Source organism: Bifidobacterium indicum, from assembly GCF_036987015.1.
Classification (GTDB): Bacteria; Actinomycetota; Actinomycetes; order Actinomycetales; family Bifidobacteriaceae; genus Bombiscardovia; species Bombiscardovia indica.
This window is the reverse complement of sequence record NZ_BTXM01000002.1, coordinates 19883-44703: the sequence shown is the minus strand read 5'-3', so window position 1 is coordinate 44703 and position 24821 is coordinate 19883. Positions and strand designations below refer to the sequence as shown.

Annotated in this window: 16 protein-coding genes and 1 tRNA gene; 4 read left to right on the top strand and 13 right to left on the bottom strand. The window is 59.9% G+C overall.

The window, feature by feature from the left end; all coding sequences use genetic code 11:
• The first annotated feature begins 155 nt into the window (after positions 1 to 155).
• A complete protein-coding gene (locus tag AACP59_RS06945; RefSeq protein ID WP_339350584.1) occupies positions 156 to 1718 on the top strand; it encodes a dolichyl-phosphate-mannose--protein mannosyltransferase in 1563 nt (520 codons plus the stop codon).
• A 94-nt stretch (positions 1719 to 1812) separates the two neighbouring features.
• On the opposite strand, the gene AACP59_RS06940 is transcribed toward AACP59_RS06945, so the two are convergent.
• Positions 1813 to 3252 carry a glycoside hydrolase family 1 protein gene (locus AACP59_RS06940; RefSeq protein WP_339350464.1) on the bottom strand — a complete coding sequence of 480 codons (1440 nt, stop codon included), beginning with the start codon at positions 3250 to 3252 and terminating at the stop codon, positions 1813 to 1815.
• A 305-nt stretch (positions 3253 to 3557) separates the two neighbouring features.
• On the opposite strand from AACP59_RS06940, the gene AACP59_RS06935 reads away from it, so the two are divergent.
• Both AACP59_RS06935 and AACP59_RS06930 read left to right on the top strand, forming a co-directional pair.
• A complete protein-coding gene (locus AACP59_RS06935) occupies positions 3558 to 4265 on the top strand; it encodes a VTT domain-containing protein (RefSeq protein ID WP_339350462.1) in 708 nt (235 codons plus the stop codon).
• A gap of 190 nt (positions 4266 to 4455) precedes the next feature.
• A tRNA-Ala gene (locus tag AACP59_RS06930) sits at positions 4456 to 4528 on the top strand.
• A 132-nt stretch (positions 4529 to 4660) separates the two neighbouring features.
• Here AACP59_RS06930 and AACP59_RS06925 read toward each other — a convergent pair.
• From AACP59_RS06925 to AACP59_RS06910, 4 genes are all read right to left on the bottom strand, one after another.
• A complete protein-coding gene (locus AACP59_RS06925) occupies positions 4661 to 5758 on the bottom strand; it encodes a DUF4854 domain-containing protein (protein WP_339350460.1) in 1098 nt (365 codons plus the stop codon).
• Positions 5759 to 5992: 234 nt separating this feature from the next.
• Entirely contained in the window at positions 5993 to 7150 is a 1158-nt protein-coding gene (locus tag AACP59_RS06920) for a hypothetical protein (RefSeq protein ID WP_339350458.1), read from the bottom strand.
• A gap of 1063 nt (positions 7151 to 8213) precedes the next feature.
• Positions 8214 to 9314 (bottom strand): mandelate racemase/muconate lactonizing enzyme family protein, encoded by a 1101-nt coding sequence (locus AACP59_RS06915; RefSeq protein WP_297316654.1) that lies wholly within the window; start codon positions 9312 to 9314, stop codon positions 8214 to 8216.
• 110 nt (positions 9315 to 9424) lie between these two features.
• The gene (locus AACP59_RS06910; protein ID WP_297316653.1) at positions 9425 to 10825 is read right to left on the bottom strand and encodes an MFS transporter; all 1401 of its coding nucleotides are present in this window, start codon (positions 10823 to 10825) and stop codon (positions 9425 to 9427) included.
• A 231-nt stretch (positions 10826 to 11056) separates the two neighbouring features.
• Here AACP59_RS06910 and tkt point away from each other — a divergent pair, with 231 nt between their 5' ends.
• Positions 11057 to 13159, top strand: a complete 2103-nt coding sequence (tkt, locus tag AACP59_RS06905) for a transketolase (RefSeq protein WP_339350456.1) — start codon at positions 11057 to 11059, stop codon at positions 13157 to 13159.
• A gap of 12 nt (positions 13160 to 13171) precedes the next feature.
• Here tkt and AACP59_RS06900 read toward each other — a convergent pair whose 3' ends face one another.
• From AACP59_RS06900 to AACP59_RS06865, 8 genes are all read right to left on the bottom strand, one after another.
• A complete protein-coding gene (locus AACP59_RS06900) occupies positions 13172 to 13828 on the bottom strand; it encodes a GntR family transcriptional regulator (protein ID WP_339350455.1) in 657 nt (218 codons plus the stop codon).
• 183 nt (positions 13829 to 14011) lie between these two features.
• Positions 14012 to 15649: a DEAD/DEAH box helicase gene (locus AACP59_RS06895; RefSeq protein ID WP_339350582.1), complete on the bottom strand. Its 1638-nt coding sequence runs from the start codon at positions 15647 to 15649 to the stop codon at positions 14012 to 14014.
• Positions 15650 to 15859: 210 nt separating this feature from the next.
• Positions 15860 to 16429, bottom strand: coding sequence for a heat shock protein transcriptional repressor HspR (locus tag AACP59_RS06890; RefSeq protein WP_339350580.1), 570 nt, complete (start codon positions 16427 to 16429; stop codon positions 15860 to 15862).
• A 121-nt stretch (positions 16430 to 16550) separates the two neighbouring features.
• The gene (locus AACP59_RS06885) at positions 16551 to 17570 is read right to left on the bottom strand and encodes a DnaJ C-terminal domain-containing protein (protein WP_297316650.1); all 1020 of its coding nucleotides are present in this window, start codon (positions 17568 to 17570) and stop codon (positions 16551 to 16553) included.
• A 143-nt stretch (positions 17571 to 17713) separates the two neighbouring features.
• On the bottom strand, positions 17714 to 18505 hold the full coding sequence (grpE, locus tag AACP59_RS06880; RefSeq protein WP_339350452.1) for a nucleotide exchange factor GrpE: 792 nt from the start codon (positions 18503 to 18505) through the stop codon (positions 17714 to 17716).
• Between the two features lies 1 nt (position 18506).
• Positions 18507 to 20393 carry a molecular chaperone DnaK gene (gene dnaK / locus AACP59_RS06875; RefSeq protein WP_297316648.1) on the bottom strand — a complete coding sequence of 629 codons (1887 nt, stop codon included), beginning with the start codon at positions 20391 to 20393 and terminating at the stop codon, positions 18507 to 18509.
• A gap of 263 nt (positions 20394 to 20656) precedes the next feature.
• Positions 20657 to 22777, bottom strand: coding sequence for a 4-alpha-glucanotransferase (malQ, locus tag AACP59_RS06870; RefSeq protein ID WP_339350450.1), 2121 nt, complete (start codon positions 22775 to 22777; stop codon positions 20657 to 20659).
• Positions 22778 to 23051: 274 nt separating this feature from the next.
• Positions 23052 to 24800 carry a glycoside hydrolase family 13 protein gene (locus tag AACP59_RS06865; protein WP_370465994.1) on the bottom strand — a complete coding sequence of 583 codons (1749 nt, stop codon included), beginning with the start codon at positions 24798 to 24800 and terminating at the stop codon, positions 23052 to 23054.
• Positions 24801 to 24821 lie beyond the last annotated feature (21 nt).

Here is a 24821-nt window from a genome sequence, read left to right as displayed (position 1 = left end):
TCAGCAATTCTTCGCAGCATCACTCCGCCAGGCATGGTCGGCGTGCCGCCCGTCGCACGGGTCATCCACCCGTATCCGGCGGTCGGCTCCAGCAGCTGCACGGATTCCGGTACCTGCACAGCCTGACCAGGCGCCAGACGGAATGGCTGGGATGCATGCTCATGGCCCTCCTGGGCGGGCTCCTACGCTTCATCAGGCTCGGCTCCCCCCACGCCGTCGTCTTCGACGAGACCTACTACGTCAAGGACGCCTGGACCATGCTGAAGACGGGCGAACCCAGGATCTGGCCCAAGGTCCTGCCCCCCAACAAGATTCCCATCGACCAGGCCTTCGCCCAAGGTGACGTGAACCAGTGGCTGGACCAGGCCGAATATGTGGTCCACCCACCCATAGGCAAGTGGTGCATCGCCTTGGGATTGAAGCTCTTCGGCGGGGCCGACAACCCCTTCGCCTGGCGGGTCGCCACCGCCATTGCGGGGACTATCGCCATCCTCCTCCTCTGCCGGGTGGCCCTCAGACTCTTCCGCAATCTGCCCATCGCCATGATGGCAGGGTTCCTTATGTCCATAGACGGCCTGGGCATCGTCATGAGCCGCACCGGTCTTTTGGACAACTTCATCATGGTCTTCGCCCTGGCCGCCTTCCTCTGTCTCCTCGGACACCGTGACTGGGCCCGGGCCCGCCTTCGGGCCGCCTGGAAGACGGACTGGAGGATTGAAAGGCTCCACTACCGGATCCGCACTCCCCTCCCCTGGCCCGCGCAGGGAAAGGACGATGGCTGGATCCTGGCCACCGAGACGACCGGCCCCTTCATCGCCTGGTCCTGGTGGAGAACCGGTGCCGCCGTCCTCCTGGGGCTGGCCACGGGCACCAAATGGTCCGGGGCCTATCTCTTCGCGGTCTTCGCCCTGATCTCTGTCCTTTGGGATGCCTGGGAGCGCCACAAGGTCGGGTACGGATCATGGCTGAAGGCGGGCATCCTCAAGGACGGGATTCCCGCCGCCCTGGTCATGATCCCCCTCTGGGCAGGCACCTACCTGGCCTCCTGGATCGGATGGTTCAGGCACAGCGACTCCTACATGCACGGGTGGGCGGGCGGCCACCCCGGTCAGGGCCTGACCTGGCTGCCTGAGGGGTTGCGTTCCCTGGTCGAGTATCACCGCGAGATGTGGCAGTTCCACACCACCCTGGATGCCTCGCACCCCTACATGGCCAACCCCCTGACCTGGCCCCTGCAGGTGCGCCCGACCAGCTTCTACTGGCAGAGATTCACCGACCATCCCGGTCTGTGCTCCATCAGCCCCGACTCACCCTGTGTCGCTGCCGTCACCTCCCTGGGCAACCCCCTGATCTGGTGGCTGGGTTCGGCCTGTATTCTCATAGCCATCGGTCTCTGCCTACGCGCCCACAGAGGCGACTGGCGCCTCTGGGCTGTGCTGGCCGGCCTCCTGGGCGGGTGGCTCCCCTGGATCCAATACCTGAACCGGACCACCTTCACCTTCTACTCCATCGTCATCCTGCCCTGGATGATTCTGGGAATCTGTTACATGGCCGACCGTGTCCGTCACGACACCGGCCAGCTGGTCTACCGGCAGATGATGTGCACGACGATGATCATCCTGGGGATGACCTCACTCTTCTTCTACCCTCTCTGGGCGGCCATGCCGGTCCCCTACTGGTTCTGGCGCATCCACATGTGGCTCCCCAGCTGGATATAGGCGGACCCGGAAAACCGAAGCCCCGGTACTTCTCCCGGTCCCGGACCTATCCGGGAACGGAGAGATGCACCGGGCCTATACGGAAGTCTCCTACTCAGATGGCATTATCCTTGACGATCCGCGCATATCTGCGGCCGGAATCCTTCCAGATCCGCTCCTGTGTCGGGTAGTCCACACGGATCAGTCCAAACCGCTTGGTGTAGCCCAGGGCCCACTCGAAGTTGTCGAGGAGGGACCATGCGAAGTAGCCGGTGACCCTGGCGCCATCCTGGATGGCCTTGGCCACGGCCCTGACATGCTGCTCCAAGTAGGTCACCCGCTTGGGATCGTGCACAATCTTCCCACCGGGCTGGGAAGGATCCGGGCTGACCTCATCCTCCCAGGCCGAACCATTTTCGGTCACCATCAGGTCCAGGTCGGGGAAACGATGGGAAACCTCAAGCAGGAGGTCGGTCAACCCCCGGGGTTCCTGGTTCCATCCCATGGCAGTCAGCTCACCCCGGGGAGGCAGTGTCTCCACCGACTCCTGGGCAGGCATGGCGTTGGCCTCCTGGTCGGGCAGACTGCCCTGGGGGCCGACACCGGCCTGGGTTGAACCCTCACCGATCCGTCTTGCCTGTACATGGTTGGTTGAGTAATAGTTGATACCGAGCACATCCAGAGGCTGATGGATGGTTTCCAGGTCTCCCTCCCGCACGAACCGCCAGTCGGTGATTCCCTGGGCCGCCTCCCTGATGCGCTGGTCATAGGTCCCGGCAAGCATGGGGCCAAGCCAGACCTCATTGGCGAAGAGGTCCGCCCGGGTCTTGGCCGCCAGGTCCTCTTCGCTTCCCGACTCGGCCCGGTTCACCTGCAGGTTCAGGGTGACCGAAACCCAAGCCTTGTCACCCAGCTCCGCCCGGATGGCCTGGGCACCCAGACCGTGGGCCAGGTTCAGGTGGTGAACAGTTGCCAGGGCCCGGTCGTAATCCCGTATTCCCGGCGCATGGGCACCGTTGCCGTACCCCAGATAGGCCGTGCACCATGGCTCGTTGAGTGTGGTCCAGGTATCCACCGAATCACCGAAGGCTCGGGCCAGGACACCGGCATACTCGGCATAGCGCTTGGCCGTATCCCGGTTGGGCCAGCCGCCTGCATCCTGGAGGTACTGGGGCAGATCCCAGTGGTAGAGGGTCACCACCGGCTTGATGCCCTGGTCGCGCAGCATGTCCAGAACTCTCCGGTAGTGGTCCAGTCCGGCCTGGTTCAACCTGCCCTGGGCGCTGGGGAAGATGCGCGGCCAGGCCACCGAGAGACGGTAGGCCCCCACCCCCATCTCCTTCATCAGGGAGATGTCTTCGGGGTAGCGATGGTACTCGTCACAGGCCTGGTCCCCGTTGGACCCATCCAGGATCCTCCCCGGCTCGCGGCAGAAGGTATCCCAGATGGAATCCTCGCGGCCGTCCTCCCTGGCGGCCCCCTCCACCTGGAATGAGGCGGTGGCCGTTCCCCAGGTAAAGTCCGCCGGCAATTCAAATCTATGCGTATCGCTCATACTTACCTTTCCCTTGCGGATGTCCGCTCCGTTTCCTGCGTCCCTGTACATGGAGCCGGAAACCTCACACGGTTTCTACCATGAAATCGATATTGCCTTCCCCACCTTATCCGATACCGAAGTCCGACTTTCCACAAGGCATACCGTTTGGCATTGATTTCCCGATTCCTCGCATCCGGGCAGCCGGTCGGTTGTGTTATCCCCGCAAGGAATGTCCGCCATGACTGACGAACACGGGTCCGCCTTGTTAGAGTGTGAGTCGGTTTTGCATTACTCGAACTTCAACGGACGGGACGGCCTCACACATGGGTGTCATCAACTGGCTCTTGAACCTGCTCAAGGACCCTCGCAGCGCCATCGCCGGATGGATCGCCATGGGCCTGGGGCCTACCTATGCGTTCATCTTCCTGATTATCTTCGTCGAGACCGGCGTGGTCTTCATGCCTTTCCTGCCCGGGGACTCCCTTCTCTTTGCGGCCGGTGTCTTCGCCCACGACCCCTCCAGCGGTCTCAAGCTGGATGTCCTCCTGCCCATCGTATGGCTGGCCCCCATCGTCGGCGACCAGAGCAACTATTTCATCGGGCACTTCTTCGGGCGGGCCATCGTCCGTTCCGGTAGGGTCAGGTCACTGACACCTGAGCGGATCGCCAGAACCGAGAACCTGATCGACAAGTGGGGTCCGTTGGCCGTCGTCCTGGGCCGTTTCCTTCCTTTCATCAGGACCTTCATGCCCTTCATCTCCGGCATTTCGGGTATGAAGTGGCGGCGTTTCACGCCCTTCAGCGTTCTGGGCGGCCTGGTCTGGTCCACCGTCTTCACCCTCCTGGGCTTCTTCTTCGGTGGTATTCCGGCCGTTCAGGAGCACTTCGAGCTGGTCGTCATCTTCATTCTGGTCATCTCCGTCCTGCCCACCGTCATCGGCCTCATCAGGGCCAGGTTCGGCAGGAAGGGCAAGGAGACCGAGGCCGACGAAAAGGAAGAGACAGAGGAGGCGGTAAACCGGATGGAGTGACACCCGACTTCCCGCGCTGTAATTATAGGGAGGCTACTCACGCGCCGGCATGGGCCCCTTCACAAGGAAGAACCGCAGACATGCAGACGGGAACCCTCCTTATCCGCCGCCCCTCCCCGTATTGAATTGCGTTTGGGAGGGCCCCGCGCTAAAGTATCATCTGTTGTTCGGCTATGGTCGGGCAACGCCTGGGGCTGTAGCTCAGTTGGTAGAGCGCTTCGTTCGCATCGAAGAGGTCGGGGTTTCGACTACCCTCAGCTCCACAGGTCCATCGACCATCTAACCTGTGCTTGTCTGTTTCCCTGAATGCGCCTGGTACAAATGACGCCTGCAGATCCTCAATGCGGCCCGCAGACGTCTTTCACCTCTTCGCGTCGGCAGCTTGGGCTTTCCTGTTAGGAAATCTTGCCATCCGTGTCATAGGTGGCGCTACGCTGGAATGAGTTGTCGGGACTGTGCAAGAGCAGCTCAACGGTCGGGTGATCGAACCCCTCCTGTTGAAGCGAGAGCGCCAGGGCTTTCATGGTCGGCTCGAATGCGTCCATGATCGCATCCGTCATATCTACACCAGAGCTGTCTGATTCATCACTGGATGAATCTTCATAGGTTATATCCATAACCAGCTTCTGGTCGCCACCGTCCTTCAGCTCGACAGCGTATCCATCCTCGTTGCCCTGTTCCTTCTGTTTCCTTAGCTCTTTCGTGGCTTGCCTGCCACGCGGAGAGTGGTCGAGCCAGTCCTGAATGCTCTTGTAATGCTTGGATGTCCCCGATTGTGTATCGGCGGAACCATCGCCTTCATCCGTAGGCGCAGAATACTGCGATTGTGCCTGACTCTGTGCATCCGAGACAAGACGATCAACGAAGTGCACCCCTTCCACCACCAGCAGAATCGAAACAATCCCGATGACGATGGAGACGATCAAGGCGGCGATCGACAAGCCCCTGCCTTTTTCCCGCCCGTCCTTGCGCAAGGTGAAAAGACTGACGATTGACAGGATCAGGCCAACCGGCCATAAAAGAACGGCGGTAATGATGGCCGCGATCGACAGGCCACTGTAGGACTCATCCGTGGAGCCCTGCCCATAAAACGGCTGCTGATAACCCTGGGGCTGATATTGGGGGGCGAAGGGCTGGCCCTGCGGCATGGGGGCACCCGGAATCGGTTGGGCCGGAGGCATTCCCGGGGTCGGTTGACCCGGCATGGACCCAGAAGGCTGTGCCTGCGGGCTGTTGTAATACTGCGTCTGCTGCCGGCCCGGAGTCGGGGTTGCTCCATAGTCCGGCCGACCATAGGTCTGAGCAGGCTGCTCCGGCACCGCAGCCGGCGGCTCATAAGGCGTGCCCGGCATCGGATTGTCCGGGGTGGGATCTGCCTGCCGCCTGTATCCCGACTGTCCCGCACCCGAGAGCCGGTCATTCTCAGAGTCCCGGTTGTCCGGACCCGGACCATTGAACCCGGGAGTACCTGTATTCTGCGCATCGTCGCTCATAATCATTCTCTCTTCCCGGGGCACACTTCAGCCGGTATATACCATCAATGACTTGTCAAGAGTTATATACTGCGATATCCAATACTCTCCAGGAAATACTACCATCCCGGAACCGCGAGGACGACGGCCGAACCCATATCTCATTCGAGTCGGGGCTACGGCCCTGAATCCCATATGATCACGACGTCGCAAGGATTGTTCCGCGGCTGGACCAGGACCGTCTTCCGAACACTCCTAGGCGATGAACTCCAGACCGTTGGTCAGATCGCAGATGGGGTCGATTGCAGCATGTTCGGAATACCGAAGGCCGCTCTCCCGGTCCTCGCCATCATCCTGTCCATTGTCATCGGCAGTCTGGGAATAGGACTGATCAATAAGATCCGGTATATGATTCTCAAAGAAATCCACCGTGCTGTGGAACACCACGACGAATATGATGACGTTGAACAGGAATACCAGCAGGGAGATTCCCAAGGCGACAAGGGACAGGATCCTACTGGTCCTGTTCTCGCGGCCGGATGAGAGGCAAACGCTGATGATGGAAACCATCAGACCGATGGGCCAGAAGAGGATGGCCAGAATCAAGGATGCGATGGCCAGACCACTCGCCTTGCCGCTGTCCTGCTGAATCGGCGGGGCCATTTGCGGGAACTGACCCGCATACGGGTTCTGGGCCATATACGGATTCGGAGCAGGGTATGGCGCCGGTGCAGGATAGGCCTGCCCTCCAGGGATGGGATTCTGCCCACCCTGCGGTCCTCCGAACTGCGAAGCGGGAGGTTGTGCACCGAATTGTGGAACCTCGGGCTGAGGCTGCACGCCTACTGGAACAGCACCAGGTAGGGGGGTGAACTGTGGCCCAACCGCCTGGTGGGAACCAGCCTGAGAGGCATCGAACTGCGGACCGGTCTGTGGCGGCTCAAACTGTTGGGAATCAAATTGAGAACCAGCCTGCGAAGCATCATACGCCGGGTCGGCACGCTGGGGGCCGAACTGATAGCCCTCCGGTGAATCTGCCGATTGGGGGGCCACGGATTGAGGATCCGTCTCAGCAGTACCCGGCTGCGAATCGGTATGCAAGGCAGCGGGCTGGGCATCGACCCGGGAAGGATCGGACTGCTGGCCCGCCTGGGGCGTATCAGATCGGGAAACCGACGAATCGGTACCGATCACAGCAACCTCTTGGGGCTCCTCACCGATAGGGGATGACGGGGAGTCCTGTCCAGCTTCGCTCTCAACTGTCTGCCCATCCACCATGACAACGAAATCAGTGCTTGGCTCCGGAGTCTGATCGGAGGGGGCCGCCGAGGCCTGGCCGGGGGCAACCCCAGCCTGGTCCTCACCTATTACAGGATTGGGATCCTGGGGGTCGTGGTTCGGGTCAGTATTCATCAGCATCTCTTTCTTCCAGTGCTCCGACAGGAATCCCGATCAGGACACCTTCTCGTGGTCATCAAGGGTATCAGTTATGCGTCCGGGAGCCCCCACCAGTCGTAGACTCATCTGAACGCCCGGATGCCCACAGTCAGGATTGCCGACCGTCTCGCCGTGGTACGAATCTTGGCTGCCGAAACCATCATTGCTCAAGCTTCGCGAACCGTCGCCCACCGTTCCTTCTCGCCTGCATCCCTCGAGGTACCGATGCCAGGCGTCGTATCGCTCTTGGGCTGAAGATGCCGTGCTGCTCTGGGCGATATGCAAGGGGGCCGGGTCGCCTGTACTGGTATGACCCGGCCCCCCTGGTTCAATCAGCGACTTCGGGAGGAACGGAAGGGATTGGAGGCCCTGCGATGTCGATGTGGTCCGTGCCGGAAGCCGACGGACCTGCTGGAAGTCCGGTGACGACCGGCACCCCGACCGTTCCGGCGACCACCCTGGGTCACGTCCGAATCCCCCCGACCCAGTGGCACCGTCTCCACGACGTCTTCCTTCACGACTTGTGAGGGTTCGGGCATCAATGGGCCACTCGTGGCCCGATGCAAAGTCATCATCACGGCATGGGCGCCGGACGGCCACCTCCAGGTTGTGGTCACGCTGGTTCTGGAAGAGGTTGTCATGCAACGGAAGCAAAAAAAAAAACCTCACCGTCAGACCAATTGCAGGAGACGACAAGGGAAATCATGCCCCACAGTGTTGTGCTGAGCACATTACAATTGCCGAAAGAGTTCCACCCAGTCGCCAAATCGGACAGAATGCCCCTTGAAGACAAGAACAGTTAATCTCTCGGAATCGTGTTTATGATCTGCGCAGAATCCTCCATCGTGCAGAAGTTGAAAACAGGAAAATCGGTCCTGCGGCTGTGATTAGCATATGGTCCATTAATCCGTGAGTTCCGACCTGTTTACAATGATTCCACCCATGGTTGCCTGTTGTCCAGATACTTTTCCAGACGTACCCCATCCCGGCCTGTTCTCAACCGGGATGGGGACATGAAATCGGTGTATTTCAAAGATGACTAGAAGCGGTGGTCATCCAGATAATCCCGATCGACCTCGATACCATGGCCCGGTCCGGACGGAGGAACCCAGAAACCATCCTCGTCAACATGACCGGATGACTTGAAGATGCGTAAATCGCTCCATGTACCACCATCGGTAACCTCCGAGGCGTAGACATTGGGGATGGTGGAGAGCAGACTGGCACTTAACTCGAAAACAAAGTGGGGAGTCATAGGCAGGTTATAAGCACGCGCTGCAGCAGCGATGTCGAGATATCCCGTTATCCCTCCGACTCGTCCCAGATCGGCCTGTACGTAATCACAGGATCCCTGCGAGAAATACTGGTTGAATTGGTTCAGATTGTATATATTCTCCCCCATGGCCATAGGCGTGTTCACCCGCTCACGCAAAACCTTATGCCCGACGATATCGTCGGACGGAAGCGGTTCTTCAATCCACAACAGATCGAGGTCGTCGAACTTTTTGAATGCACGCAAGGCTGCGGGAAGATTCCAACCCTGGTTCGCATCCACAGCCAGCGGGTATCCAGGTACAGCCTCCTGAATGGCCTTGAGCCGCTCGACGTCTTCCTCGATATCCGGCTTACCCACTTTGACTTTGGCGGCAATGTAGCCTTTGGCCTTCCAACGCTTGACTTGCTCGATAACCTCGTCGATGGAGAGATTCAGATTAATGCCCGAACCGTACAGTGGAACCCTGTCGCGCACTTTACCCAGCATGTCATACAAGGAGATGTCCAAGGACTTGGACAAGAGGTCCCAATAGGCAATATCCAACGAGGATAGGGCATGGGTCGTTACCCCAGCCCCGCCGACATCATGAATGTACTTGTAAGAACGGTTCCACAGGGCCCTTGGCGAAACAGGCAGCCCTATCACATCGGGGATCATCTCCTTGACCAAGGTCGCTATAGTAGCTCCGCACCAACCCGAGGTATGGCTAAAACCAGTACCGGTCACTCCATTGTCCCCGGTGACATCGGCCACAATCACCTCGATGTTCTCGACATGGTGAATCTGGTCGCCCCAAGGGCCTTCCGGCAACGGTACACGTGCAGTGGTGAGCTTGACGCTCTTTATCGCGGGGACTTCAAACATGGGAGATTCCTTTCTGATTGTTGACATTTATATGGCGGACCTATCCCAAGTTGATTGTTCTCTCCCAGACCAGTCAAGTAAACAGCGGATAGGACCGCAAGGTTAGGGAATTAGTCTTCTGCAGCCTCGGCAGACCTGATTACCTCCGCATTGACGGCATGTCCGAACGTCTCCGGCAGGACGAAAACGGCAGCCAGGAAGGCGATGACGGGTCCAATGGCAATCAAGAGCGTCGCCTTGGGAACCCCCAACTTGTCATAGAGAGTGGGGAAGACCCACAACGTGAGGAAAGATGCCAGCTTGACAAATACATAAGCGATACCCGAAGCTGCACCACGATAGGCGGGCTTAGCCACTAAGGACGCTATTGTCATACCGCTTTCGGATGACCAGTAATGTCCCCAAAGCATGATTCCGGAGCCAATAATGATGATTGCCATATTGGTCCTGGTAATCCCGAAGACCATAACCAATATACCAATGGTCACCAAGCCGAATCCCCACTCGCTCAAACCCTTGTGGCCAAGACGCGGTAAAGTCAACGGTCCCACGAAAGCCGAGATGGCCGCAAGCACATAAACGGCGAACATGGCCATGTTGTTCTGCACCAGCGTTGCAATACCCAGACCCGCCAGGATGGTTGGCAGATAGAAGGAGAACGAATAATTCTCAAACGCCTGTACAAAGCAGGAGATCCAAGCGAAAATCGTGCTCTTCCGACTGAAGTCGTCGCTGAAAAGGTCTCTTATGGCCTCTCCCCATGTAGGCTGAGGAATCTTGACATCGTGATCAGGAATCACGCCTGCCAGGACATCCTTGCCGTAATAGTCATCGGCCACCTTGCGAGCCTTGACGAAGTCGCCATGCTCGACCAACCATACCGGGGTCTCGGGCAGGCCCGAACGGACAAGAAGAAGCAGACCAGCCGGAATCGCTGGAATAGCCAGAACGAATCGCCAGGTCAGATTGGCCGGTATCTTGCTCAGTTCGAACGCGGTCACCAAAAGGATGGCGCAGAGGATACCCAAGGAAAACATGAACTGCCAACGATTACCCATAATCTCTCGTTTGCCTTTGGGCAGTATCTCCATCATGTAGGTGAATCCATTAGCCACATCAGCGCCCACTGGCAAACCAGCAAAGCAGCGGATGATGGCCAAGACCCACATATTGGGGGAAAGGGCCTGAAGAACAGCGCAAAGAGCAAACATACTCATTGATGCCAGGAATATATTCCGACGACCGAACTTGTCGGTAAGCCAACCACCAAGGATCGAACCAATGATGGCACCTAACTGGGTACCTGCAGCTGCAAAGCCCAGAAGGAAGCTGCTGGGGTGGAAAACATCCTTCAGATGGGTCATGATGAAGGACATGGAGTAAATATCCCAGGATTCAATCAGCAGCGCCGTAACCATAAGCCAGCCGGCGCGCGATGCATGCTTGGCCTCCTGCCGGTCAAGAATGGCCTTGGCATGATCCAAGGTCTCATAAATCGATAGATCCGTCATTGATCTCCTCCGTTAATGACTCCAGTGCGGTATCACCGGCAACTGCGCCGGGTATTACTGCATTGCCACTTTGCAACTCTGAAATACTTCTGATATATTAAAGCTGTTCGACGTTGATGTCAATTTGCGATATTCAGGCGGCTTACCCATTCAGCAGAACGGCACCGATGCTCCCGACACCAGGAAAACGAAGCCTTGGGAAACATACCCGCGAAAGGCGGCTAACAAGTGATGGTTAATGCAACGTGGAATGATTTGGACAGACGGGCCATCAATATGGCCAAGGCCCTGACGGCTGACGCTGTGGAACAGGCAGGTAACGGACATCCCGGTTCGGCAATTTCATTGGCGCCGATCGTCTACACCCTCTATCAAAGGTATATCCGGCATGACCCCGCCGATCCGGACTGGCCGGGACGGGATAGATTCATCCTGTCAGGAGGGCACGCCTCGCTGGCTCAATATCTTCAGCTCTACCTGTCGGGATACGGTCTGACATTGGATGACCTGATGAACTATCGGGCGGACGCCCGGACCAGGACCCCCGGCCACCCTGAATTGGGGGTGACACCCGGATTGGAAATGACAACCGGACCGTTGGGACAGGGACTGGCTTCAGCGGTTGGCTTCGCGTGTGGGCAAAGGTACGAACGCGGCCTTCTGGACCCCTATGCGGCGCGAGATGCATCGCCGTTCGATCATAGGGTGTGGGTGGTTTGCGGGGAGGGGGACCTGGAGGAGGGGGTAACGTCCGAAGCCTGCTCCTTGGCCGGAAACATGGCCTTGGACAACCTGACCGTCATCTTCGACGCCAACCATATCCAAATCGAAGGCGACACGGACATGGTATTCAATGAAGACGTGATTGCCCGATTTGATGCCTACGGTTGGTACACGGACACCGTCAGCTTCATTCAGCCCAATGGATCCTACAAGGAAGACCTATCCGCCCTGTCCAAAGCCTTGAACAGAGCGGAGTCCATAACCGACAAACCAAAGTTCATCAAGGTTGACACGCTGATGGCCTGGCCCACTCCCGGCATGACCAATGAGGCCAAAGCCCATGGATCTGTCCTGGGCGAGAAAGCGGTAGCGAGTTTGAAATCCATCCTCGGTCTGGACCCGGATCAAACCTTCCAAGTGGACCAACAAGCACTGGCCCACGCCAGGCAGGTCGGTAAACGTGGTCTCGAAGACCACGCAAGATGGGATCAACTGTACAGGGCTTGGAGGATGGATAACCCGGATAAGGCCGATCTTTATGACAGGATCCATCACGGCGACCTGCCCGAGGAATTTGATGACACCATCGACACGCTGGAATCCAGCTTTACAATCGGCGAGGATGTCGCAACACGCCATGCCTCCGGTCGGATACTCAACACCGTAGCGCCCATCATGCCTGAACTTTGGGGTGGATCGGCAGACCTCGGAGGAGCCTGCATGACCGATATAGATGGCGCAGCTTCATTCTCGCCAGCCTGTCATGCCACCCGACAATGTCCTGAAGCCAGTCCATTCGGACGGCAACTACACTTCGGCGTCCGTGAGTTCGCCATGGGTGCCATCACCAATGGAATCCTTCTCGGGTCGGATACCAGACCTTTCGGCAGCACCTTCTTCCAGTTTTCCGACTATGAACGTCCTGCGGTCCGCCTGGCGGCATTGATGGACATTCCCAACCTGTACATCTGGACGCATGATTCGATCGCACTCGGTCAAGATGGTCCTACTCATCAACCGGTCGAGCACCTCGCCGCCATGCGGGCCATACCGAATCTGGAGGTTGTCAGACCAGCGGATGAATTTGAAACGGCCGAAGCCTACCGACATTTTTTTGAAAAGGGCAATACACATCCGACCGCACTGGTGCTTAGCAGACAACCGCTCCCCAATCTTCAGCAGACTTCGGAACGAGCACGGGAAGGCGTACGCCATGGCGGCTACATCCTGAGCGATCCGACGGGACACATCGACCTTATCCTGATGGCATCAGGATCCGAAGTGCAGCTGGCCATCAAAGCCGCAGAGACACTGGCCAGGGAAGGAATCAACGCGCGGGTGGTCTCAATGCCATGCATGGAGTGGTTCCAGGAGGAGGAAGAAGAATACCGTCATTGGGTTTTGCCCACCTCAGTCAAGGCTCGTGTGAGCATCGAAGCTGGTCTAGCCCTGTCATGGTATCGGTATCTTGGTGATGCCGGTCAGGCTGTTTCAGTGGAGACTTTTGGATTACAGGGGGAAGGAGAACAGAATCTGATCGACTTCGGCATCACCACCGACCATGTAATCAATGCGGCAAAAGCGTCACTGGCCTCCTCGGGAGTGTTCTGACTTCAATGGGGGTCAGCAGAAATAGTCAGCCTGCACCTGGCTGGCCTCCATATAACTGATCCGCGAGTTTTCGAGATGGGTGCGGATGGCCTGGACCGCGCCCTCTTCATCCCCGGCAATGGCTCTATCGATGATTGCAAGATGCTCACGGTTGGAAGCTGCATTCCGTTCCTGCTGGGATGGCAGGAATATGCGCGTCCGTTGGCTCAGAGCAAGCAGCGTATCCATGAAACCTTCGAGATACCGGTTTCCCGCCAGACGTGCAAAATACATGTGAAAACTGTAGTCGAAGTCATCCTGAATGGAAACGACTTCGAAACAATCCCGTTCAACGCGGCTTAGAGCATCTTTCCTGTATGTTCGCAGAGCTTCCAAATCCAGCTTATCGAAGGCACAGTGCATCAGGTAAGGCTCCACCAAAAGGCGGCTGTTCAGCATATCGTTCAGACCATGCAGGGAGATTTGACTGACAATGATACCTTTTCTCGGGAATACCTGCACCAGCCCCTCTTCGACCAGTTTGTTAATGGCCTCCCTGACCGGAGTCCGACTGAAACCAAGCTCTTGAGCAACAATCTTCTCGCTAATGGTGTCTCCGGGTCTCATTTTGCAGAAAACAATCTGTTTACGCAAATAATCGTAAGCCTGATTACGTTTGCTTGTCTCCATCCAATTACCTTCCTGCATACATGTTCTCCGGGAGAATACCAAACAGTACTGATGCTATGCCATCGGAAAACCAATCAGCAGGCACCCGGAAAAGTTCCCCTACGGGTGTTGGACGAGTATGACACCTGAAACGACCTACGTCAGAGTTACCACGATCCGACGCATTGCTGGGTTCCGGTCCAATCAGCGACTCCGAGAGGAACTGAAGGGATTGGAACTGTTATGATGCCGATGTGGTACATGCCGGAAACCGGCAGACCTGCCGGAGGTCCGGTCACGGCCGGTCCTCCGACCACGCCCGGACCCCTCCGACCAACCAGCGCCGTCTTTACGACGGTTTCGGCCACGCCCTCTGCGAGTGCGGGCATCAATGGGCCCCTCCTGGCTTGCAAAGTCGTCATTACGAGGCGAGCGCGCCGGACGGTTGCCTCCCCGACGGGGTCCCCCATCGCGGGATCGCCGATCACGGTCGCGACTACGACCACGGGCACCGGAGGAACGACCACGGGAACCCTCCTTGCGCCCCTCGCCTGATCGGCCTGGGGTGGAGGATTCCAGGGACCAGCCCTGAATTGGTTCGGCCGCCTGGCCGACCAGCTCGTCGACCTCGGACGAGGAGGCGGTGACATGAACGGGCTTGGCATCGATATGGGCCATACGGAGCATCCGCTTGGCGTCACGCCGCTGATCGGGCAGGACCACGGTGACCACGTCGCCGGCCCTGCCGGCCCGGGCCGTGCGCCCGGAACGGTGCAGGAAGGACTTGGAGTCCGCCGGAGGATCCACCTGGACCACCAGGTCCACATCACTGATATCGACGCCTCTGGCGGCCACGTCGGTGGCCACCAGGACACGGACATCACCCTTGGAGAAGGCCTCCAGGTTGCGGTCACGCTGGTTCTGGGAAAGATTGCCGTGCAGCTGGGCTGTCGGGATCCCGTTGGTGATGAGGTTCTTGGCCAGCTTCTTGGCCTGGAACTTGGTACGGGTGAAGAGAATGCGCTTTCCCTGGCCGGAGGCCAGACGGCGGACCAGGTCATGCTTGGCATCCTGGGTGGTCTCGAAGATGTGGTGGGTCATCTGATCCACATGCTGGGTGGCTGAATCCACCTCGTGGACCTTGGCGTTCCTGAGGAAGCGCCTGACCACGGCATCCACCCCGTGATCCAGTGTTGCGGAGAAGAGCATGCGCTGACCGCCTGGCCTCACCTGGGAGAGGATGCGCTCGACGGCGGGGAGGAAGCCCATATCGGCCATCTCGTCGGCCTCGTCCAGGACGGCGATGCTGACTGATTCCAGGGAAAGCACCTTCTGCTGAAGAAGGTCCTCCAGACGGCCCGGACAGGCCACGACGATCTGGGCACCGCGCTTGAGGGCATCGACCTGACGGCCCTGTTTGACCCCACCGTATACGGTGCAGGTCCGCATGTGGTAGGCATTGGCCAGGGGTGCCAGGACCTCGTCGATCTGGTTGGCCAGCTCACGTGTGGGAGCCAGGACCAGGCCACGCGGATGGGGCAGGGGCTTGCGGCCACGGCCACGGTCGGCTTCCTTGGACCCCTTGGGCAGGGTGGTCCTATCCAGGGCCAGGCGGGCCACCAGTGGAATCGCGAAGGCCAGGGTCTTGCCGGATCCGGTCCGGCCACGGCCCAGAATGTCGCGCCCGGCCAGGGAATCGGGCAGGGTGTCTTCCTGGATGGGGAAGGCCTCGGTCTTCCCGTCGGCCTCGAGGACGCTGACCAGGGCCTCGGGAACGCCTAGATCGGCGAAGCTGGTACCGGTCTTGGATGCTGGTGTGGATGAAGTTGCAGTTTCAGGCATGACGTGAGAAGTCAAGGATAGCCTTTCAAATGGGAAAACAACGGGCATATCGGTTGACAGCCCGCGAGCCGCGAGCAAAGCAGAAGATTTCGCGGAAGCGCGTAGCATTTCCCGGCAATCACAGCATTCAGGCGACGATTGGTCTGCATTCCTGGACAGAACCGGCCAACCTGTCAACAATACCACAGAACCACGAGCCCGACCAACGAATCAGGAACGCATGCCCCATATGATCAGGGACTTGGAGGTGGATACAGGCTTCTTGCCCCTCCGGACGGGTTCCCCGCTGGGGTACCGATCATACTCGTGCATGATCTCCTGGCGCCAGAGACGGGCGCTGCCGGAACGCTTGATCTCAACCACCCGGCCGTCCGCTGCGGCAGCGAACATGCTGGGCTCCTCGGCCTGCCTGGTCCGCCTGAGCTGACGACGCAACTGTCGGTTCTCCTCGGCCAGGGCCAGGATCCTGGTCACCCCCGCCAGATTGATGGACTCGTCCTGGCTCAGGTGCTGGGCCCGGGTCAAACGGTCCAGATCGCGCAGGGAGTAGCGTCGCGCTCCCCCCTCGGTCCGCTTGGGCACAATCAGGCCCAGGCGGTCATACTGGCGAAGGGTCTGCGGGTGGATATCGGCCAGGTCGGCCACCTGGCCCACGCTGAAGACCGGCAACTCGATGTCCATCCCGGCATCGTCGGCCGCATCCAGATTCATCTCGTCCCGGACCAGGGCCTGGGCACAGGCCAGGTACATATGCCGGGTCTCCCTGTCTATCCGCGTCATGGCCTTCATCCCCTTTCCCTTCCCTGGCGCAATCCGGTCCGATGCATCGGACCCCACCGGGTGCCCTTCCGGCGGGAACCGGAAGGGAAACGGATATAACTCCTGTCGAATACCAGCCCGTTCAGATCTTCAGGCGGTCATCGGCCACCTGGGCATCGAAGTCCTGGCTGGCCTTGGCGAACTCCCGAAGGGCCTTCTTCTGGGCCATGCCGATCCTGTCGGGCATCCGTATCTGGATGCGGCCGACCAGATCGCCGTTGCCGCGCCTGTCCTGGACGCCACGACCGGCCACCTTGACCTGGTCACCGCTGGATGACCCGGCCGGCACCTTGAAGGTGACCACCTGATCGTCCACATCGCGCGCCCGGACCTTGGCTCCCAGGGCCGCCTCGGACACGGTGACCGGGAGGTCCATGACCAGATCGCGCCCGTCCATGCTGAAGCGGGTGCTGGGCTTGACCTCGATCTGCAGGTAGAGGTCGCCACTGGCGCCCCCATTGCTTCCTGGCCTGCCCTTGCCGGGCAGACGGATCTTCTGCCCGTTACGCACCCCGGCGGGGATGTGGGTCTTGAACTTGGACCCGCCCACGCTCAGGGAGACCGTGGCACCCTTTACAGCCTGCCGGAAGGAGAGGCTGATCGAGGAGTTGCGGTCCCGACCCTTGACCGGCCTGGCCTCCTGCCGGGTCTCATACCCGCCATAGCCTGACGTGTTGCCGCTCGGGGCCCCACCCCCGCCGAAGGCGGAGAAGATGTCGGAGAAGTCGGGCTGACCCCCTCCGGTGCTGAAGCGGATCCTGCTGCCTCCCGGGGCGCCACCTGCGCCGAACATGGAGCCGAAGATGTCGGAGAAGGCATCGGTGCTGAACCCTCCCTGTCCGGAACCCCCGGAAAAGCGTGCGCCCCCCATGCCGAACTGGCGGATGGCATCGTACTTCTGACGCTGCTCCTTGTTGCTGAGCACGTCGTAGGCCTCGGAGATGTCCTTGAACTTCTCCTCGGCCTCCTTGGTCTTATTGAGATCGGGATGGTATTTGCGGGCAAGCTTGCGGTATGCCTTGGTGATCTCCGCATCGCTGGCGTCCTTGGAGACACCAAGGACCTTGTAATAGTCCTTGCTCAGCCATTCATTCTCAGCCATCCATGTCTCCTTTCCTCATAAGTAAACGAATATCGGATAGGAACCGCCACCTGTGCGTGCGGCGGCGGGCGGAATCAGCCCGCCTCGCCGCCGCATGCCCGGGCGCCGATTCACTGTGTGGATCGTCCACGATCACCAGCCGCCTATTGTCCGGGCGACGTCACCACCACCCTGGCGGCCCGAATCACCCTGTCGCCAATCCGGTACCCGGCCTCGACGACCGTATCGACGGTCTCCTTCTTGGCCTCGGGATCGGGCTTGTGCAGGATGGCCTCGTGCTTGGTGGGGTCGAAGTCCTCACCCTTTTCTCCGAACTTCTCGACCCCGAACTTCTCGAAGGTCTTGTCGATCCTGTTGGCCACGGCCTGGAAGGAATCGTCCATCTGGCCGTGCTCCCGGATCCGATCGATGTCGTCCAGGGCGGGCAGGAGGGCAGTGAGGACATCCACGATGCCGTGCTGGCGGAAAAGGTCCTGTTCCTTCTTGGTCCTGTTGCGGAAGTTAACGAATTCGGCCCGCTCACGCTGAAGGGCATCCAGGTAGTCGGCGGCCTCCTTCTTGGCCTTGCCCAGGGGGGTCAGACCATCGTCATCGGCGGAATCGCCGTCCTGGCTCCGACCTTCCTGATCCCGGACCGGGGTATCACCATCTTCCGGGACCTGGTGCCTGCCCTTGGCCTGGTCGCCCGGGGCCGCGCCACCGGAAGCCTGGCCATCGGTCCCCTGGCCCTGCGCCTCGTCCGACTGGGCGGCGTGGCATCCTTTGGGGGTGCCATCATTCCCGGTCGGGTCCTGCCGGCCCTGGCCCTCACTCGGATCCTGGTCGGACCCGCTGCCAGGGGAACCCCCGGCCCGGCCGGACGAGGCCGCATCGCCCTCGAGCGACTCGGCATCATCCATGCCGGTCAGATAGTCATCCTTGTCAAAGGCTGACATATCACTCGCCGTCCTTCTTCTTGTCATCGTCGTCCACGACCTCGGCGTCAACCACGTCGTCATCGGAGGAACCGGAAGCCTGGCCGGCCCCGGCCGCTGCGGCTCCCTGTGCACCAGCGGCCTGGTCAGCCGCCTGCTGGGAGTAGAGGGCCTCACCGATCTTCTGGGCGGAGGTCATCAGCTCGCTCTGGGCGCTCTTGATCTTGTCCATGTCGTCACCCTTCAGAGCCTCCTTCAGAGCGTTGACCTTGTCGGTGACCTCCTTGGCGACCTCATCGGAGATCTTGTCCTTGTTGTCGTTGACCAGCTTCTCGGTCTGGTAGGCGGCGGACTCGGCGGCGTTACGGGTGTCGGCATCCTCACGACGCTGCTTGTCCTCGGCCTCGTGGGACTCGGCCTCCTTGACCATCCGGTCGATCTCGTCCTTGGGCAGGGCGGATCCGCCGGTGATGGTCATGGACTGCTCCTTGCCGGTGCCCTTGTCCTTGGCGGAGACGTGCACGATACCATTGGCATCGATGTCGAAGGTGACCTCGATCTGAGGGATGCCACGGGGAGCCGGCGCGATGCCGGTCAGCTCGAAGGTGCCCAGGGGCTTGTTGTCACGGGCGAATTCGCGCTCACCCTGGTAGACCTGGATCAGCACCGATGGCTGATTGTCCTCGGCGGTCGAGAAGACCTCGGAACGCTTGGTCGGGATGGCCGTGTTGCGGTCGATCAGCTTGGTCATGATTCCGCCCTTGGTCTCGATGCCCAGGGAGAGCGGGGTCACGTCGATCAGGAGGACGTCCTTGCGGTCACCCTTGATGACGCCGGACTGGACGGCGGCGCCAACGGCCACGACCTCGTCGGGGTTGACGGTCTGGTTGGCTTCCTTGCCGCCGGTCAGTTCCTTGACCAGGTCCTTGACGGCGGGCATACGGGTGGAGCCGCCGACCAGGACCACGTGGTCGATGTCCTGGACGGAGATGCCGGCATCGTGCAGCACGTTGTTGAAGGGCGTGCGGCAACGGCCCAGCAGGTCGGAGGTCATTTCCTCGAAGTGTGCGCGGGTCAGGGTCTCGTCCAGGTGGACGGGGGTCCCGTCGGGGGTCATGGCCAGGTACTGCATGGAGATGTTGGTGGAGGAGGAGGAGCTCAGCTCCTTCTTGGCCTGCTCCGCCGCTTCCTTCAGCCTCTGCAGGGCGATCTTGTCCTTGGAGAGGTCCACGTTGTACTTGTTCTTGACCTCGCCGACCAACCAGTCGATGATCTTCTGATCCCAGTCATCGCCACCCAGCTTGTTGTCGCCGTTGGTGGCCTGGACCTGGATGGTCGAGAAGCCGTCGTCATCCTTGCCGATCTCCAGCAGGGAGACATCGAAGGTGCCGCCACCCAGATCGAAGACCAGGATGCGCTCGTCCTCCTTGCCCTTCTCCAGACCATAGGCCAGAGCGGCCGCAGTGGGCTCGTTGATGATACGAAGGACGTTCAGACCCGCGATCTTGCCTGCGTCCTTGGTGGCCTGGCGCTGGGCGTCGTTGAAGTAGGCGGGGCAGGTGATGACCGCATCGGTGACCGGCTCTCCCAAATAGGATTCGGCGTCCCTCTTCAGCTTCATCAGAATCTGCGCCGAAATCTCCTGGGGGGTCCACTTCTTCCCATCGATTTCGACCGACCAATCGGTGCCCATGTGGCGCTTGACCGAGCTGATGGTCCGGTCCACGTTGGTGACGGCCTGACGCTTGGCCACCTCGCCGACCAGAATCTCGCCGGACTTGCTGAACGCCACCACCGACGGTGTGGTGCGGGCGCCCTCGGCGTTCACGATGACCGTGGGCTCTCCGCCCTCGAGTGTTGCGATGCAGGAATTGGTGGTTCCCAGATCAATGCCAACTGCACGTGCCATAACTCATTACCTCCTGATGAGTTCCGGTGCAGGACCTGTGCCTGCACCCCTTGCTTTCTACGTTTTCCACTCGCGCTTCGTTCGTGGCCCCGATGGCCGACCTCCGTCGGCCCCGGTAAGCAGCCATCCTGACCACTCCAAAACTTGAGCCTACATCACTCAACTTCTTTCGGCAACTATTATTCCCGTTCCCCGAAGAAGATGTCGAAACCGTCATGATGCAGGAACCCGTAGGAAGCAATCCCACTCAGGAGGTCACCGGTTCAGTCCTCCCCACGCATTACTGCGGCTAGGGACTGGATGCGGGGAAGATCGAAGACCTGATCCGCATACACGACCTTTCCATCACCGTCAGCCAGGGGCACACGCCAATTCGGGTACTCGTCGACGGTGCCCGGTTGGTTCTGCGAGCGCTTTTCACCAACACCATCGACCAAGGCGGCCACTCTCAGCAGGCAGGGAGAGTGGACGATGGCACGATGCATGGCCTCGACGATTTCCTGCAGATGCCCCTCCTCGTCCCCAGCCACCCGAGGCGACAACCAGCCGTGGGAAACAAGGAAACGGATCATCGCGGCATGTTCCTGCCGGGCCGAACGCTCGAACTCCTCGGGAGATGTGACGAGCAGACCCAGATCCTCACGCAACCTGACGTGCTCATACTCCAGGTAGCCGGCTGTCGGCGGCAGATCGTGGGTCGTCACTGCAGCCAGGGCGTAGGTCCGGTAGCGGGCAGGATCCACAAACTCCCCGTCTGCCTGCTCGAACCATTCGATGATCGTACCGAGAACCCCGCGGTCGGCCAGGGCCTTGGAAGCGAACCTTGGCACCACGCCCAGGTCCTCACCGATGACCATCCCCTGCACACGGGTGGCCTCGATGGCCAGAATGGAGAGCATCGCATCGTGGTCATAGTACACATAGGTCCCCTGGCTTGCAGGCGAGCCGTTCGGAATCCACCACAACCGGAACAGCCCCAGGGCATGGTCTATTCGAATGGCCCCGCAATGCGCAAACATGCCATGGACCAGCTGCCTGTAGGCGCGGTAGCCGCTCTTCCTGAGCTCATTCGGATCCAGGGGCGGCTGCATCCAGTTCTGTCCCTGCTGGTTGAAGGCATCAGGGGGCGCCCCGACCGTGGCCCCGGAAGCATACCGGCTGGGATGGGACCAGACATCGGCACCAAGCGGGTTGACCCCGACCGCCATGTCCTCCATCAGCCCAACGGCCATGCCGACCGCCTTGGAGGTACGCTGTGCTGCGCTCAGCTGCTGATCGGCCACCCATTGCAGCCAGAGACAGAAGCCGAAGTCATCAGGGTGTTCCTGCTTCAGGTCCTGAATGGATGGGGAGCTCGGACTCTCCCTACGAAACCAGGATCCTTCATCCTGGGTGGGCGCCCCCCACCAGCTATAAGCCAGGCACCACAAGGCGAAGCCCTCCAGTTCCTCGCCACCGGACTGAACGAATCCCTTGAACTCCTTTGCCCTCTCAGGTGTCAGCTTTACCTGGTCGTGGATGATTCTCAGCGCCTTCTGCTTGCTGTCCCAGCACCCATCCCTGTCAAGAACGTTGGCATTCGCATCAGTCGGAGCAATCTTGGCCAGCAGATCCGCAATGCGTGCCCTGTCGGTGGAATCCAGCCTGGCGAACTCGGGAATAGCCTCCGGCCGTATATAGATGGGATTGAGGAAGGTCCTGGAATCCGGGAAGTAGGGAGAAGGCGTCAGCGGTGGTACGGGCTCCGAGGCATGAATCGGGTTGATAAGCATGAAATCCGCCCCGGATTTGGAGGCCGCATCCTTCAAGAGCTGCTGCAGGTCGCAGAAATCGCCGATGCCCCATGAATCTTTGGACCTGACGGAATACAGCTGCGCCATCCATCCCCACCTCGGATGGTCGGCGACGGATTGCGGCAGGGGTATACGCCGTGGGGCGGTGATGAGCGTCGAATCGGCGCCATGCGCACCATCGGAAACCGACAGGGTGTGATATCCCATCGGAACATCGGCCCCGACAAGAAGCACCGAGGAGACACACCGCACCGACCGAGACATGTCCCTGCCGTCTTCAAGCACCAGCCTAACCGTGACAGGCCCATCGACCCGGCCCAGTTCCACCCTGGTCTCCTCGCCCAGGATCTGCAGAATCGTCGGGGGGCAGAACTCGTCAGCCTTTTCCTGACGTGCTGTCTTCAGCGACCGGGAGACCTCCTTCTCGTCCCGCGCCGAAACACCCAAATCCCCCAGCACGCGCACCAGGACATCATCCGTTATGTACCGGGGGGTGCCCTGCTGGTCCTCATACTCGCTAGCCACACCGTACAGTTCGGCCAGCTCATGCAGGGCATTGTCAGCGGAACGCCTTGTTTCCTGTTCACTCACCACGAGGCACCATCCGAAATCTCACAGGTCGTCTTCGGCGTCTGCATATGACCACAATGGACATCACCCACGTAGGGCATCACTCGTCTCCTCATCACTCGACCACTCGGACACGTCGCACAGCAAGATCAGAAAATCGGCAGGTCCGATATTCTATTGACTGCATTATTGCAATCGTTGTCATTAGTTGATATTAGTCATTATGCCGCTTGACACGAAACAATGTCAATTCTCTCCTTCTCACTGCACTCGATTGCAGCAAGAAGGAGGGAAATCAGAAGCGGATCCAGACGGTGGTATCGGTTGGAATCATCCCTTCCTGGAGCGCTCCCGAAGCCAGCACAATGGAACCGTCTTGGACGGGGACAGGATTGGTCCCGAAGTTTGTCATGCAGACGAGTCCACCCGATCCAGAGACATCCGCACGCCGGAAGGTCAGCACATCATCCTTCCTCTCCTCGAGGTCCAGCCCCGAAGCCAGGTCCTTCTTCATCCATTCGGATCGCAGGGCCAGGGCCTTCCTATAGAGGGCCAGCATGGACGAGTCGTCACCCTCCTGAAGGTCGACGCAGAAGTCCTTGAACCACAGGGGCTGCGGCAGGTGCGGATCGTCGCTGGGTGTACCGTCCTCCTTGGTGTCCGGCGAGAACCCGAAGGACCCGCCCTGTCCGAAGGTTGCCTGCCAGGGAGCCGACTCAGGCTGGTCCTCGGAACTCCACGGCAGGGGAACGCGACAACCATCCCGCCCCTTCTCCGTCGCGCTTCCATGGGTACGACGGGCGGTGGGATCCTCGAGACGGTCCCAGGGAAGATCGGGAACCTCGAACAGGCCAAGCTCCTCTCCCTGATAGATATACACCGATCCGGGCAGAGCCAGTTCCATCAATATGGCGGCACGAGCCCTCCGCGTTCCCAGGGCCCTGTCCTCGCGGTAGCTGCGGCCGTCACGGAGGATCCAATCATTTGCCAGCTGGTGATAATTCGTGGCATCGACCTGGGGAAGACCGTACCTGCTCGCATGACGGGGAATGTCGTGATTGCTCATGACCCAGGTCGTGGTCGACCCGGATCTGTCTGCAGCCTCCATACCCTCGCGGATCGCCGTGCCCATTTGTTCCCGGTTCCAGTTCGCCTTGGCGAACTCGAAGTTGAATACCTGGCCGAGTTCCGTCGGCGAGGCATACCGATACTGGTGCTCGGGCACCACCCAGGCCTCGCCGACCGCGAAACGGGGCGGTCGGTACTCGTTAAAGACAGCCCGCCATTCCCTGTAGATGTCGTGCACCTCGTTGCGGTCCCAGAGAGGACTTGTGCCATCGTGGGAGAGGGTATTCCCGACCGCACCGGGATCCATCTGGTCCAGGGGCCTGTCGTCCAGCTCCTTGGCCAGGCCGTGGGCGACATCAATGCGGAAACCATCGGCCCCATGGTCCGACCAGAATCGCAGGGTCCGCTGGAAGTCCTCATGAACCCGAGGATCCTTCCAATTCAGATCCGGCTGCTCCCTGGCGAAGATGTGCAGGTACCACTGGCCGTCATCCACCCGTTCCCAGGCAGGACCACCGAAGAGGGACCGCCAATCGTTCGGGGGGAGTTCGCCATGGTCGCCCCTCCCCTCCCTGAAGATATACCGATCGCGCCCGCTGGACCCACGTCCGGCCTCAAGGGCCTCCCGGAACCAAGGATGCAGGTTGGAGGTGTGGTTGGGAACGATATCGACAATCAGCTTCAGGCCGGCTGCATGGAGGGCATCCGCCATGGAGTCGAAATCGCCCATCGTGCCCAGCCTGGGATCCACATTGCGATAGTCGATCACATCGTATCCGCCGTCGGCCAAGGCCGACGGGTAGAAGGGGGAAAGCCAGACCGCGTCAATGCCGAGCGCTTTCAGATAGGGAATCTTATCGATGATTCCCGGCAGATCCCCCAGACCGTCTCCATCCGAGTCCTTGAAGCTACGAGGGTAAACCTGATAGACCACTGCCTGCTTCCACCAGTCGTCTTCGAGCACATCCGTATCCACTGCCATCCTCCTCCGGTGCAT